Annotated in this window: 11 protein-coding genes and 13 tRNA genes; 19 read left to right on the top strand and 5 right to left on the bottom strand. The window is 42.6% G+C overall.

The window, feature by feature from the left end; all coding sequences use genetic code 11:
- Positions 1–85 precede the first annotated feature (85 nt).
- Positions 86–2392: a putative bifunctional diguanylate cyclase/phosphodiesterase gene (locus tag GGQ95_RS04040; RefSeq protein WP_183186405.1), complete on the top strand. Its 2307-nt coding sequence runs from the start codon at positions 86–88 to the stop codon at positions 2390–2392.
- A 44-nt stretch (positions 2393–2436) separates the two neighbouring features.
- On the opposite strand, the gene yoyC is transcribed toward GGQ95_RS04040, so the two are convergent.
- A complete protein-coding gene (gene yoyC / locus GGQ95_RS04035) occupies positions 2437–2718 on the bottom strand; it encodes a protein YoyC (RefSeq protein ID WP_066145315.1) in 282 nt (93 codons plus the stop codon).
- Positions 2719–3013: 295 nt separating this feature from the next.
- On the opposite strand from yoyC, the gene GGQ95_RS04030 reads away from it, so the two are divergent.
- The 13 genes from GGQ95_RS04030 to GGQ95_RS03970 all read left to right on the top strand — a co-directional run bounded on the left by GGQ95_RS04030 (position 3014) and on the right by GGQ95_RS03970 (position 4535).
- Positions 3014–3085, top strand: a tRNA-Gly gene (locus tag GGQ95_RS04030).
- Between the two features lie 50 nt (positions 3086–3135).
- A tRNA-Pro gene (locus GGQ95_RS04025) sits at positions 3136–3212 on the top strand.
- An 11-nt stretch (positions 3213–3223) separates the two neighbouring features.
- Positions 3224–3296 (top strand) — tRNA-Ala (locus GGQ95_RS04020).
- Between the two features lie 6 nt (positions 3297–3302).
- Positions 3303–3392: transfer RNA gene (locus GGQ95_RS04015), tRNA-Ser, on the top strand.
- Positions 3393–3680: 288 nt separating this feature from the next.
- Positions 3681–3753 (top strand) — tRNA-Phe (locus tag GGQ95_RS04010).
- Between the two features lie 12 nt (positions 3754–3765).
- Positions 3766–3850: transfer RNA gene (locus tag GGQ95_RS04005), tRNA-Tyr, on the top strand.
- 3 nt (positions 3851–3853) lie between these two features.
- Positions 3854–3927 (top strand) — tRNA-Trp (locus GGQ95_RS04000).
- Positions 3928–3939: 12 nt separating this feature from the next.
- Positions 3940–4012: transfer RNA gene (locus tag GGQ95_RS03995), tRNA-His, on the top strand.
- Between the two features lie 21 nt (positions 4013–4033).
- Positions 4034–4108: transfer RNA gene (locus tag GGQ95_RS03990), tRNA-Gln, on the top strand.
- Positions 4109–4111: 3 nt separating this feature from the next.
- A tRNA-Gly gene (locus GGQ95_RS03985) sits at positions 4112–4183 on the top strand.
- 5 nt (positions 4184–4188) lie between these two features.
- A tRNA-Cys gene (locus GGQ95_RS03980) sits at positions 4189–4259 on the top strand.
- A 5-nt stretch (positions 4260–4264) separates the two neighbouring features.
- Positions 4265–4362: transfer RNA gene (locus tag GGQ95_RS03975), tRNA-Arg, on the top strand.
- A 99-nt stretch (positions 4363–4461) separates the two neighbouring features.
- Positions 4462–4535: transfer RNA gene (locus GGQ95_RS03970), tRNA-Arg, on the top strand.
- Between the two features lie 218 nt (positions 4536–4753).
- Here the strand turns inward: GGQ95_RS03970 and GGQ95_RS03965 are convergent.
- Complete coding sequence (locus tag GGQ95_RS03965) at positions 4754–6259, bottom strand: flavin monoamine oxidase family protein (RefSeq protein WP_183186404.1); 1506 nt, start codon at positions 6257–6259, stop codon at positions 4754–4756.
- A gap of 713 nt (positions 6260–6972) precedes the next feature.
- On the opposite strand from GGQ95_RS03965, the gene cspD reads away from it, so the two are divergent.
- Positions 6973–7173, top strand: coding sequence for a cold-shock protein CspD (gene cspD / locus GGQ95_RS03960; protein WP_044745812.1), 201 nt, complete (start codon positions 6973–6975; stop codon positions 7171–7173).
- 249 nt (positions 7174–7422) lie between these two features.
- Positions 7423–7695 (top strand): hypothetical protein, encoded by a 273-nt coding sequence (locus tag GGQ95_RS03955; protein ID WP_080862439.1) that lies wholly within the window; start codon positions 7423–7425, stop codon positions 7693–7695.
- Positions 7696–7892: 197 nt separating this feature from the next.
- Here the strand turns inward: GGQ95_RS03955 and GGQ95_RS03950 are convergent, their stop codons facing one another.
- Complete coding sequence (locus tag GGQ95_RS03950; RefSeq protein ID WP_183186403.1) at positions 7893–9134, bottom strand: aminopeptidase; 1242 nt, start codon at positions 9132–9134, stop codon at positions 7893–7895.
- Positions 9135–9192: 58 nt separating this feature from the next.
- Positions 9193–9465: a winged helix-turn-helix transcriptional regulator gene (locus GGQ95_RS03945; RefSeq protein WP_044745828.1), complete on the bottom strand. Its 273-nt coding sequence runs from the start codon at positions 9463–9465 to the stop codon at positions 9193–9195.
- Between the two features lie 369 nt (positions 9466–9834).
- Here GGQ95_RS03945 and GGQ95_RS03940 point away from each other — a divergent pair, with 369 nt between their 5' ends.
- From GGQ95_RS03940 to GGQ95_RS03930, 3 genes are read left to right on the top strand one after another with little or no spacing between them, the layout of a single operon-like run.
- A complete protein-coding gene (locus GGQ95_RS03940) occupies positions 9835–10113 on the top strand; it encodes an autorepressor SdpR family transcription factor (RefSeq protein ID WP_044745815.1) in 279 nt (92 codons plus the stop codon).
- Entirely contained in the window at positions 10110–10751 is a 642-nt protein-coding gene (locus GGQ95_RS03935; protein ID WP_183186402.1) for an SdpI family protein, read from the top strand. The genes GGQ95_RS03940 and GGQ95_RS03935 overlap by 4 nt, the downstream gene beginning before the upstream one ends.
- A gap of 35 nt (positions 10752–10786) precedes the next feature.
- Complete coding sequence (locus GGQ95_RS03930) at positions 10787–11575, top strand: YhfC family intramembrane metalloprotease (protein ID WP_066145303.1); 789 nt, start codon at positions 10787–10789, stop codon at positions 11573–11575.
- Positions 11576–12139: 564 nt separating this feature from the next.
- On the opposite strand, the gene GGQ95_RS03925 is transcribed toward GGQ95_RS03930, so the two are convergent.
- The gene (locus tag GGQ95_RS03925; protein ID WP_066145300.1) at positions 12140–12613 is read right to left on the bottom strand and encodes a CBO0543 family protein; all 474 of its coding nucleotides are present in this window, start codon (positions 12611–12613) and stop codon (positions 12140–12142) included.
- Between the last annotated feature and the right edge of the window lie 321 nt (positions 12614–12934).

Raw genomic sequence — 12934 nt, 5'->3', positions numbered from 1 at the left:
TGCTTATTTTTTATACGATGTGATCATTCATCCAGCTGCTTTTCTAGAAGCGACATATGATAGAAAAGAAAGGAGGATGAAGTATATGGGAAATAAATGGAAATGTGTAACCTTTAGCTTGATCTATCTTGCTCTTTACTATTGCTGTCTTCTTTTCATTCGCCATCCCATTGTTCATATCTTGGTTGCTATATGTGGCACATCTGTTATTTTGGTATGGATATGGCTAGCTTACCGGCGTTTGCGGCCGAAACAGCGGCTGTTTTGGTTGCTGCTGTTGATCAGTCTGTCGACTTATTGGATTCGTGAAAGCATCTTGTTGTATGAAACGGCCGTTAAACAGACGGAATGGTTTTTATGGCAAACTAATGGATTGGATGAAATTTCTATGATTTTGTATTTTATCGCGCTTCTATCTTTGGCAGCGGCGAAAGAAACTAGAGTCCATTTATTTCAGCAACTGCTGGATGTGTTGATTATCGTTTCCGTTGGGGCGTTAGTAGGCTCGATTGGTTTGAATCGGCTGTTCTCTCTTTCGTATTTATCCGTTTCCGACCTTTTTATTTTCTCTAGTATTTTTCTGTTAGAATTAGCGACTGCATATGTATTAGGCATTTTCTTTTTTTCTTCTAGTTCAGCGGCAAAACCTGTTTTGGCCTGGCATATAGCAGGGGCTATCCTTTTGATAGCAGCGGATGGGACGGATCGAGCAAGGACGCTGTTATTCGATTATTCCTCTCCAAGCCATTCTTTGGATTTTCTTATTTTTGCCGGTTTATTGATGATGGGGCTGTCAGCTGTATTTGCTGATAGGGAGATCTCTCTGTACTTAAAAAATCAGAAAAGTCTCTTGTCATTTAAAGTTCTGTTCTTATATATGGCGTTCATTCCTTCGATTTTTTTCTTCATTTTGCATGAAGAAGCGCGTGAGGCTAGAGAGATCGCTGTGATTTTTATGGCTATTGGCGTCTTTGTTATAATGCGACAAGCTGTTGCTTTGTATGAGAGTACGCGATTATTTAGGAGCATGCAGCTTTTAAATAGAGGATTGGAGCAAAAGCTGGTCAATCAGACAACGGAATCAGAAAGAAAGACCGAGGAATTGCTTTATTTGGCGAGGCATGATTGTTTAACACGTCTGCTCAATCGAAGTGCGTTTATTGCGGCGCTTGAGCAGGCGCTTCAGGAAGCGAAGCAACAGCATCATTTGCTCGCTGTTATATTCATTGATTTAGATCGTTTTAAGCAGGTAAATCATTATTTTGGCCATCGAGCGGGGGATGCTCTTATGGTGAAAATGACAGAATGGTTAAAGCAGTCACTTCGACCAACAGATGTCATCGGGCGACAGGGAGGCGATGAATTCGCCTTAATTGTTTCGCCGGTGTATAAGCTCCAACAGCTTCGTTCGATCGTTGAATCGATTTTATCTGTTTCTAAACAGCCTTTGCCGGTTAACGATCTGGAAATGCGTGTTTCTATGAGCATGGGAATCGCTGTTTTTCCATATGATGGAGAAACAGGAGAATCTCTGATGAAAAAGGCAGACATTGCGTTATCTCGCGCTAAAGAACAAGGAAAGAACCAATATCAATTTTTTAATGGCAAAATGGATCAAGGAATCATGCAAAAAACAATAATTGAAACAGCGATCTATCAGGCAATTGAACAGAGGGAATTTACTCTTTTTTATCAACCGCAACTTGATATCGCTACAGGTCAAATGATAGGCATGGAGGCGCTGATTCGTTGGCATCATCCGCAAATGGGCTTGATTCCTCCGCATATGTTTATTCCTGTTGCAGAAGAAACAGGGCAGATTATCGCCATTGGCGAGTGGGTGATGGAAGAAGCGTGCCGGCAAGTGAAGCAATGGAATGAGCAGACAGGACGAGCGCTCAGAATCAGTGTCAATATCTCGCCTAAGCAGTTTTTACAGGAAAAGCTGGTTGAACAGATTACGGCCATTTTGAAGAAAACAAATTTGACAGCAGACAGCGTGGATCTGGAAATCACAGAAGGAGTGGCCATTTTTAATGAGCAACACACGATTCAAAAGCTTAAACAGCTGAAAGCGTTAGGAGTTCATATTTCCATTGATGATTTTGGAACAGGTTATAGCTCTCTTAGCTATTTGCGTAAATTTCCGATTCATCGTTTAAAGATCGCCAAAGTATTTATTGATGGAATTGCGCAAACGGAGGAAGATCAAGCGATTGTCGCTTCCGTTATCGGTTTAGCGAAAAATTTGAAGCTGCGCGTGATTGCTGAAGGCGTGGAAACATTTCAACAGCTGCAAATTCTTCGTTCTCTTCATTGTGATGAAATTCAAGGATATGTTCTGGGAAAACCGTTAGCAAAGGAAGAATTTGAAAAAGTGTATTTAAAATAGCCTCCCCAAACAAAGGAAAGAGGGAGGCGATAGGGTGTCCAAGGCTATCGCTGAACGTATTCCATCACGTCTAAATGGAGTTCAATAAGCGCCAATTTTGTTTCATTGGCTAACGGCGAAGCCATAATGCGTTTAACAGCATAATGAAATTTCACCTCTGGAGCTTGACGAACGCGTGGATGAGTCATTTCATCTCTCAGCTCTTTTTCAATCGCTTCATGAATGAGCGCCTTACATCTTTCCTCTGTCAGCTCTTCCTCTTTGTTGAGCGAGCGATTGGACCAAAGTGATCGATAAGCTTCAAACAAATGCATAAATGCAGCCATAGAGATCCCCCTTTGTTGCGCAAAAGTACAAAATTCATTATACAACGATTGTATGATAAAATCATAAAAACAGATTATTCCGAATGTGAATGGCTCTAAGGCGTTAATTTAGGCAAAGGCTAGATGACGGTTGTTTTTGGCCGTTTTTCCTTAAAAAATATATTGACAAATTATTTGTATCGATATAGAATAAAAATCGTCGCTATTTAAATATAGATAGTGACGGCTTGAAAAAAATCATGTTGACAATCTCACTTGTTTTATTATAATAATACTTGCTTACGTTTTTAAGCATGCGGAAGTAGTTCAGTGGTAGAACACCACCTTGCCAAGGTGGGGGTCGCGGGTTCGAGTCCCGTCTTCCGCTTCAAAAGGATCTTTGTAATCGGTGCTCATGTGTGAATGGTTGCTTTAGAGCGGGAAGTAGCTCAGCTTGGTAGAGCACATGGTTCGGGTCCATGAGGTCGCAGGTTCAAATCCTGTCTTCCCGACCAGTTTCATTTTTGGGGCCTTAGCTCAGCTGGGAGAGCGCCTGCTTTGCACGCAGGAGGTCATCGGTTCGATCCCGATAGGCTCCATCGAATGGAGGAGTACCCAAGTCTGGCTGAAGGGGTCGGTTTCGAAAACCGATAGGGGTGTCACAGCCCGCGGGGGTTCGAATCCCTCCTCCTCCGTCCTATACATATCGCATGATTAGATGTCATACATATAAGTGATAGCGGAATCATAGAAGTTTTATTGCAATAATTTTAAAGACATACATATGTTTAACTGTTTTCGGTGAATTCACTTTGTTGTATAGGAAAGTAAAGGGGATTTATGGTTAACTTATCTGGAATGTTTGATCAATGACCCGTCGCCTATGTCATATTGACAAAATAGCTGTTCTGCATCATATTTTAATGTACGGATGCGAATGGAAAGAGAAAGGCTAAACATAGGACCAATATACATCGTATCATGGCTCGATAGCTCAGTCGGTAGAGCAAAGGACTGAAAATCCTTGTGTCGGCGGTTCGATTCCGTCTCGAGCCATTTTTTATAGCTGGAGGGGTAGCGAAGTGGCCAAACGCGGCGGACTGTAAATCCGCTCCCTGTGGGTTCGGCGGTTCGAATCCGTCCCCCTCCACCAGTTAGGGGCATAGTTTAATGGTAGAACAGAGGTCTCCAAAACCTCCGGTGTGGGTTCGATTCCTACTGCCCCTGCCATTTTCCAGCATGGCGGCTATGGCGAAGTGGTTAACGCACCAGATTGTGGCTCTGGCATTCGTGGGTTCGATTCCCACTAGTCGCCCCTTTTGAATATGAAGAGGATTGGGGTATAGCCAAGCGGTAAGGCAACGGACTTTGACTCCGTGATGCGTTGGTTCGAATCCAGCTACCCCAGCCAAATGCGGAAGTAGTTCAGTGGTAGAACACCACCTTGCCAAGGTGGGGGTCGCGGGTTCGAGTCCCGTCTTCCGCTTTGATGGCGGCATAGCCAAGTGGTAAGGCAGAGGTCTGCAAAACCTTTACCCCCGGTTCGAATCCGGGTGCCGCCTTTGTTGCGAGTGTAGTTTAGTGGCAAAACTTCAGCCACGAGCGATACGTCATTGAATATGTGACGAGTTGCTGATGTCGTGGGTTCGAGTCCCGTCACCCGCTTGTGGCGGTCCAATGGATCGACGAACCGTCTCATTGCTCTGTTTTTCGAACAAATGAAAGAGGCATAGCAAATTGCTTGTGACAGAAGCTTAGGATGATGTCCCAGTAGCTCAGCAGGATAGAGCAGCGGCCTTCTAAGCCGTCGGTCGGGAGTTCGAGTCTCTCCTGGGACGCTGAAAAAAGGGGTTTCCTATAAAAGGAACCCCTTTTTTAATGAGCAAAAGCAGCTCTTTTGCTTCAGGTTAGTTCGATTGGTCTTTTGTAGTTGTTGCTTTAGATAGCTCTGAGTTCTGAAATCGTAACATATTGAGCGATTTGAAGGGAAGCCGTATTTTTATTGAAGCTGCAGTTTGCGCGTTGGATCATTGGTTGCTTCTATATGGCCCCTTGATTATTTTAGCGTGGTTTGCGCTTCAAGGTAGGATTTTGGCACTTTATGGACTTCGTATGCTGTACAAATTCCCGACTCAATCGCCCCTTGGATCCACCCGTGAACCGTTGAAGCGTGTTCTCCTGCAAAATAGACTCTTCCTTCGGGAGAACCGATATATTGCGAAAGCTCAGTGACTTGCTCGGGCTTAAACATCGTAAACGCCCCTCCAGAATACGGATAACGAACCCAACTATGGCTAATTCCTGTTTCGAACTCATGATAAACCTGCTGTCCATGAATAACAGCCAAGTTTTTAAGGGTATACTCTAGCCGATTTTCATCACTTAAACTATCCCATGGTATCGTATCGTCTTCCCATGTGTAGCTGGCCAGTACAACTCCTGGACCAGAGCTTCCCAGTCCGTGGCTTGGATATTGCGTATAAGTAATTGGAAGATCAGAGATGGTTCGACCGCCAAACATTCCTTCTTTTTCCCAGAAACGATGTTTAAATTGAATACCAGTTTTCGTGGAACCGACATAGTGAAGCTCGCGAATCGCTTTCCACTTGTTTTGGGAAAAAGAGTTTCTTGGCTCGATCTCTACAAATTGTAAAATCGAAAATGGAATGGTCACAATGACGAGATCGCCTGTAATTTGAAATGGCTCTAAAATTTTGGTATGCACGGAATAGACGGTAACCTGATTTTGATTTTGTTCAATTTTTCGAACCTTTTGTCCATATAAAATATCATTTTGCAATTGTGGGACAAACGCTTTAGGAAGCTGATCGTTTCCGCCAGTAATCTCATAAAATTTAATGTTTGGGGTAAATAGCACCATTAATTCGCGCAGCATTTCCAAAAAAGAAAGCTCTGGAAATCCTTCTACTGTCTGAATGGATTTAATCATATCAATAGCGCCGCGGGACAGCCTCATTCCAAAAGGATTGTATCGCAAGTAAGTATCCAGTGAATATTTATCCAATTCACGAATGGCAATCGGCCAATTTTTGATTGGATTTTTCTGAATAAAATCGATGACGGGTTTAATAGCCATTTGCAACAGTTCAGTAGCAGTTTTTCCTCGCTCTTGTGGCCAAACAGGAAATCCAAAGATGCTTGGATCTTTTTCGTATGCTTTTAAACGAGCCTGCGTTCCCCGCAAGTAAAGCCAATCGTTAGGTGTGCTATTGATGAACGGATTGACAGGGAGCTTAAATTTTTTAATATATTCAAGCGTTAAATAATGAGTGTGCGGAATGCGCATGGCGCCTGCTTCGAGATATTGATCCTCTCCGCGAAAATTAGAGCGGATCGTGTATATTCTTCCGCCGACTCGTTCCGAGGCTTCAAGAATGGTGACCTGATGTCCCGCCTGCTTCAGCAAAGAAGCAGAAACAAGTCCTGCCATGCCCGCGCCGATCACAATGACTTTTTTAGGGTCGTCCGTTTTCTTTAGCCCATTCCTAATAATGGAAAGCATTTTTTCCGTGGATAGCTTTGGAAACACATAACTATACATACTTTCCCCCCTTTTTTATGGGAAATTCTCGCGCTGTTCATGAAGAAAAGCTTTATTACTTATCGTATTCGGAAGGAAAGTACATATATGATAAAAAAATGCACATGCCTATGCTCATCTTTGCCTAGGGATCGCGCGAGTAACTCGTATTTTCAACGGCGTTCCGTGAGTCTTCAGTTGCTGGAGAGCGCATGATTTTGCTGTTTGGGGGCAGAAGCGATTCATTTAAAAGTATACAAGGAAGGATAGTGTGTCTGCATGGAATGACATATTCTTGCTATGTTAACATGGGCAGCAAAGGGAAGTTTGGGATGTTTTTAGCCGTCGGATGGTTGAACAACACCGCTTCACCGAAACATGAATGGAGCTGAAAGCGGCGTTGTTTCATGTGTGAAAAACGCGGGCTTTATAGACGCCATTTATTCGGTCTTTAAGTGATAGAGGAGAGGGGGGATGCTCGCTGCTTGAAGGAAACAGCAGTCATCAAGTGAAAAAGTTGGTAAAATGTTTTGCTTTTATATAAAAAGTATGTTATAGTGATTTTAAACCATTTTACTTTTAATACAATAGGGATTTAAACATGCTGTAGCTTCAAAGGGGATGGCAAGGTTAAATCTCCTCAGAGGTTGCAGTTTTTAATGTCTTTTTATTACTTGTGAAATGGTTAAAAAATGGATATGTGCATTAAGGTACATTTTAGGAGGATTTTTTTTATGCAAAATGGTAAAGTAAAATGGTTTAACGCTGACAAAGGTTTTGGATTCATCGAGGTTGAAGGCGGTCCGGACGTATTTGTCCATTTCTCAGCGATCCAAGGCGAAGGCTTTAAATCTTTAGAGGAAGGCCAAGAAGTTACTTTTGAAGTGGAGCAAGGTAACCGTGGCCCTCAAGCGACGAACGTAAGAAAAAGCTAATTGAGATGCGAAAGGGTGGGCTGCTTTTTCTTTTTTTACAGCCCTCCTTTTTTATTTTCTTAAGTTTTACGTATTTGTTTGATAGGAACCGCCTTTCGGATCTGATGAAGAACAAGCGCGTTCAGCCAGCATTGAGCAAAATCGGAAACAGCCATGACGGATATTGGTATAGTCTGTTGGATACGGATTTCCATTAGAAATGATGGGATGGGACCATAGCGAAGAAGGGCCAATTTTGGAGGTGGAGAGTTGAATAACAAAGCGGACGATGCGAAAAGTATGTTGATTAAGATGATGCGGGCTTATAAAACAAAAACAGTAAGAGAGACGGGACAAAAGCTTGTGACCATGAGGGAAGAAGTGAAGCAAGCGCTAAGAACGGGAAAAAGCCTAGAAGGAAAAGTGGTCACGCCGAGCCAGACGAAGGAGTTGCGAAAGCGTCTATTGCATTATCGGGAAGAACTAGAGAGGCTAAAGCTTTATCATAAAACTTACAAAGAAGAGAAACAAAACGGCAAATAAAAAGTGACTGAATCATGACAGGGACTGCTTGGGGAAAGAAGCTCCCTTTTTATTTTGTATCTGTTAAAACGAGGAAAGAATCATTCGCCGCATAACATATAGACAGCCGCGACCTTTCGTATGAAAGGGCCGCGGCTTATATTTTTAGAGGAAGACAGAAATAAAAGCGTCATCCTATTTTGTATGGTATGGATTTTTTATTCTGGATTAAACGCCCAATTGCCGTTGCGGAAAATCGGTTCGCGCTTGCCATCTTTGGTGACGCCGTCGATGTTCAATTCGGCGGAGCCGATCATGAAATCTTCATGGATGAGGCTGTCGTTGATGCCGTGCACGGTCAGTTCTTCTCTCGCCATGGATGTTCCGCCTTGAATATTAGTCGGATAGGCTTTCCCAAGAGCGAGGTGGCAGGCCGCGTTTTCATCAAATAGTGTGTTATAAAAAATGAGATGAGAATCTGAAATCGGCGAACGGTGTGGAACGAGAGCCACTTCTCCGAGATGTCGTGCTCCGTCGTCCGTCTCGAGCAAATGCTTTAATGTTTCATAGCCCGTTTCTGCTGAAAAATCGACGACTTTTCCATCTTTAAATGTAAGGGTGAATCCGTCAATGACGTTACCGCCGTAGTTCAACGGTTTTGTGTTTCGGACCTTTCCGTTTACGCCGTCTCTGTGCGGCATTGTAAATACTTCTTCAGTTGGGATGTTTGGATTAAAGCGAATGCCGCTTTCACTGGTTGACGCTCCGCCGTGCCAGATGTGGTTTTCGACAAGCTCAATCGTTAAATCCGTGCCTGGAGCTGTGTAGATCAGCTGTTTGTATTGCTTCTGATTTAAATAATCCACCATTTTGGCCAGCTTTTGATTATGCTTTTCCCAAGCTTGGATTGGATCTTCTTCGTGCACGCGTGTTACTTGAAAAATAACCTCCCACAGCTTGTCGATCGCCGCTTGCTCCGATAAATCAGGAAATATTTTTTTCGCCCAGGCTGCCGTTGGGACGGAGATAATGGACCAGCAGTTTTGGTCGGACATCAAAGCGCTGCGGTAATTTTGCAGTGCTTGGGAAGATGTTCTCGCAAATGTCGCGATGCGCTTCGGATCGACATCCTTTAATAGATCGGGATTAGGAGAATAAATGGAAAGAAAGGCTGCTCCTTCTCTCGCCATCTCTTCCATGCCTTGCGCCCGCCACATCGGATATTCGGAAAACGCTTCATCTGGTGCATGCTTATATTTAATATATTGCAATTCTTCGTCGCTCCATTCGACATATACGTGCTTGGCTCCGGCTTCATAGGCTTTTTTGGCGATTTTGCGAACAAGCGCGGCAGCATCGAGCGGAGCGTTAACAACGAGCGTTTGTCCTTTTTGAATATTGACGCCAATATGAACAGCAAGTGCCGCATATTTATCAAGAGATTGTTCCAAATGTTCCATAACCAAATCCTCCTCTTCACTTTAACATCAAATCGCAAGTTTGTATGACAATCCATCTTTAGTCTTTCTCCCAAGCTTGCGCCCATTGCTCGATAGCCTCAATGACGGGCTGTAACGCTTGTCCTTTTGCTGTCAATACATATTCAATGCGCACCGGAGTCTCGGGATAGACGTTGCGCTCGACAATACCGGCCTCTTCTAATTCTTTAAGCCGTTCCGATAGCAGCTTGCCGCTAATCGGCATGGCGGCTTCGATTTCCGAAAATCTTGTTTTCCCTTCTAATAATTGGCTGATAATTAAGCCAATCCACCGTTTGCTTAGTAACGTCATCGCGGCTTCAAACTTAGGGCAAAGGTTTGATGAGTGGCATGAACCCGTTTTCTTTTTAAGCCCTTTCAAAACTTTCACCTTCTATCCGTGCAAACGTTCTGCTTCTTCGTAGTATTTTCTCATAAATAGAGGATCTTATCAACTGAAAACAAGGGAAAAACATGGGAGAACACTTTTGATTCCCCCTCCGTTTATTCTCCGTTTATTCTCCGTTTAGAGACAGGAGGCTCCAGCTAAAAATGGTTCTTTACAAATATATACAAAATAGAATATAATTAAAATTAGAAGAATATCTAAATATTTTTTTGTTTTATATTTAGATGATTTTCTAAATATTGAACTACATCATATCGAAAGGTGATGTAACCATTGTCTTTTAACGAAGCATTTAAAGCAATCGCTGATCCGACGCGAAGACAAATTCTTACTTTGTTAAGAAAGGGGGACTTAACAGCTGGGGAGATTGCTTCTCATTTCGAAATGCAAAAGCCCAGCGTATCACATCATTTAAAAATTTTGAAGCAGGCCGATCTCGTTCAAGATAGACGGGTTGGGCAGCATATTTATTATTCTTTGAACACCACTGTGTTTCAAGATTTGATGAGCTGGTTTTACGATTTTTTTGATAAAGGAGGGAAGGGCTCATGAGGTCGAACCGGATTGTGGTCATCTTAACCGTTTTAAGTTATGTATTGAGCATTGCCGCTATTTTTTATTTGCCTGACCAAGTCGCTACCCATTGGAACGCAGAGGGAGAAGTGGATGGCTACAGCAGCAAATGGTTTGGCGCCTTTCTGTCGCCGGTATTGATCACTGCCGTTGTCATCTTAATGAACGTAATGCCAAAGATGGATCCAAAACGTAAAAATTATGAGAGTTTTAAAGGAAGCTACCAAGTGATTCTTGTTGTGCTTGTTCTTTTCTTTTTCGCTCTTCATGTTGTAACGCTTGCCTACAATCTCGGCTTCCCTGTCGATGTCAATTTGTTTGTGCCGCTTGGAATCGGCCTGCTGTTTATTGTGCTAGGAAATTATATGCCGAAAATGAAGCCTAACTATTTTATTGGCATTCGGACACCTTGGACGTTAGCAAATGAAACTGTATGGAATAAAACCCATCGTTTAGGCGGGAAAGTATTTGTGCTGCTTGGCATGATTCTGACGATGACGGTGTTTATCGAAGGAGCGTGGCGCTTTTTCACGTTTATCATCGCGGTGATGGCTGGCGTCCTCTATTTGGTCATTCAGTCGTATTTGTATTTCCGAAAAGAACAAAGCGGCCATTGATGGTGGAAAAATAAGAGCAGGGAAGAGAGAGGAGTATGATCGTGGCAGGAAGTATGGCAGGGATTATTGTTCAATTTATTATTTCGGTGTTTATTCCAATTGGTCTAGTGATTTATGGGAGAAGAAAAGGCTGGCTGTCCTGGAAGCCTTTAGGTGTAGGGATTCTCATCTTCATTTTGTTTTCGCAAATTCTAGAAAAATTGCTTCATGTTGCGGTGATTGACCCTACTGGCCCATCGCTCAAATGGACGGACAATCCGTTTTTATTTGTAGTATATGCAACGTTGGCTGCCGGAATATTTGAAGAGATGGGGCGCTATCTCGGCTTTCGCTGGCTGTTGAAGAGACATCACGATTATCAGGATGGACTATCGTTTGGTATCGGACATGGCGGCATTGAAGCGATTCTTATTGGCGGAATAGGTGCAGTCAATGCTTGGATTTTGACCAACTTAATTCAATCAGGGGCCTTCGAGCAAGTGATCGCTGCATCTTTATCAGCAGATCAGGCAGCGCTGCTGAAGCAGCAAGTACAGCAGACGACATTTGCTATGTATATGCTTGGCGGTTTTGAACGGCTTTTTGCTCTTTCCTTTCATATTGCGATGTCGCTTCTTGTGCTGTTCGGGGTGCGCAGACGTCAGTTTCGCTATGTGATTTATGCGATTTTGCTTCACGCACTGATGGATGTCGCTCCGGCGCTGTATCAAGTGAAAGCTGTTACGAACATTTGGCTTGTTGAAGGTGTCGCGTTTATATTCGCTATCATTGCCCTGATCTGGACGAGAAGGGTGAAAACGCAGTTTGTAAAGGAACAAGGCTGATTGGAATTGAGGGAAGGCGATGATTGTGCTTAGTTTCTTGTGCCGCTGAAGCATGCTAATTTTAGCCGTGCTGCGCTTCCTCATAAGTTCGACGAATGAAAAACGGTGAAGAATATTTGCAAACACTTGTCAATCGAAGTAAAGCAGGATAAAAAAGATGCAAAAATATCCTGAAAATGGTGAAAGTGTGCAATTAATAGAGATTAATAGTGGAGTATTTAGAATTTTGAGTGATTCGCTGCTGTTTTGAAACCGCGATAAAATGGGCTGCAGACCAGACAAATGTTTGGAGCTCAGCCCATTTTATCAGGGAGAGGCAGAGAATCAGTGATGATATGACAGGTGAAATACCGTTTTTCTTTTCTATGCCTCCTCTTTAATACATGAAAAATGGTTGATAGACGCTTTCACTCTGCTTTACTGCCTTCGCTCGTCCGCGTGCCTTGTCCGCCAAGGGCTTTCCAGACAGCGGAGGGATTAGAAGCGAAATGACTGGAGCATTTATTGATTTCGCTCACAATCCCCCATACAGAACGATAGATGGTATTCTCTCATCTTTTTCCTTTATTCCCTCGATAGTTTGTTATGGTCGACCCATAGCATAATGCTTCGGACAAACATCGTTAATAAAAACATCGTCACAAATGAATACCACCATTTCCATGTGTAATATTCAATTAAATCCGTATGTTTCTCACATAATACTTCAATCACGGTCATAGCTGCTGTATACAATAGGCTTTGGCCAACGATCCCTAAAAATGATGAACGAAGCGATGTTTGATAAAAGTAAACACAAACAACAGGAAATAATACATATTCAAATAAAATGCTCGTATCGAAATACTCGGGTAAAAATCGGACAGGGTAGTCAAGCGTATGGGTTTCGACGACAATGACACCAAAAAAGGTAGAAAAGTATGCTTGAATTAAAAAGGCGAGCAAAGAGTTTTTGATGAGCAACGGTTTTCTGATGAAACTAAAGAGCAATAAGGCGATGCCAAGAAACAGCAATGCCCATAAAATCAGTTTGTCCATGGCATGCTTCTCTCCTAAAATCGTTTTGTCTTTGTTTAGTATGCCCGAGTTTGAAGAATTCATGAATATTTATAAACGATGGCTGCTATAGCCTTCGTATGATACGATCCATATACGAAATCTCCCTCCTCTTAACCGAGTGTGGGTTAAGGAAGGTTCATTGGAAATGGAGGAACGAATTAAAATATTGACGAAAAATATTTTTTGATATAATAAATTTTTAAATATGATAAATCATTATATTATAGTGTAAGTACTTTTCATCATAAAAGAACAATTAGGAGGTTCATCTATGAGAGTAGCAAACGGGGTAGACATGCT

This window comes from Anoxybacteroides rupiense, assembly GCF_014196195.1.
GTDB classification, from domain to species: Bacteria; Bacillota; Bacilli; order Bacillales; family Anoxybacillaceae; genus Anoxybacteroides; species Anoxybacteroides rupiense.
This window is presented reverse-complemented; position numbering and strand designations above follow the sequence as displayed.

What these genes read in the sequence shown, in the direction of transcription:
- GGQ95_RS04040 (WP_183186405.1), top strand. Translation starts at nt 86, where the DNA reads ATGGGAAATAAATGGAAATGTGTAACCTTTAGCTTGATCTATCTTGCT.
- yoyC (WP_066145315.1), bottom strand. Translation starts at nt 2,718, where the DNA reads ATGGCTGCATTTATGCATTTGTTTGAAGCTTATCGATCACTTTGGTCC.
- GGQ95_RS03965 (WP_183186404.1), bottom strand. Translation starts at nt 6,259, where the DNA reads ATGTATAGTTATGTGTTTCCAAAGCTATCCACGGAAAAAATGCTTTCC.
- cspD (WP_044745812.1), top strand. Translation starts at nt 6,973, where the DNA reads ATGCAAAATGGTAAAGTAAAATGGTTTAACGCTGACAAAGGTTTTGGA.
- GGQ95_RS03950 (WP_183186403.1), bottom strand. Translation starts at nt 9,134, where the DNA reads ATGGAACATTTGGAACAATCTCTTGATAAATATGCGGCACTTGCTGTT.
- GGQ95_RS03945 (WP_044745828.1), bottom strand. Translation starts at nt 9,465, where the DNA reads ATGACGTTACTAAGCAAACGGTGGATTGGCTTAATTATCAGCCAATTA.
- GGQ95_RS03935 (WP_183186402.1), top strand. Translation starts at nt 10,110, where the DNA reads ATGAGGTCGAACCGGATTGTGGTCATCTTAACCGTTTTAAGTTATGTA.
- GGQ95_RS03930 (WP_066145303.1), top strand. Translation starts at nt 10,787, where the DNA reads ATGATCGTGGCAGGAAGTATGGCAGGGATTATTGTTCAATTTATTATT.
- GGQ95_RS03925 (WP_066145300.1), bottom strand. Translation starts at nt 12,613, where the DNA reads ATGGACAAACTGATTTTATGGGCATTGCTGTTTCTTGGCATCGCCTTA.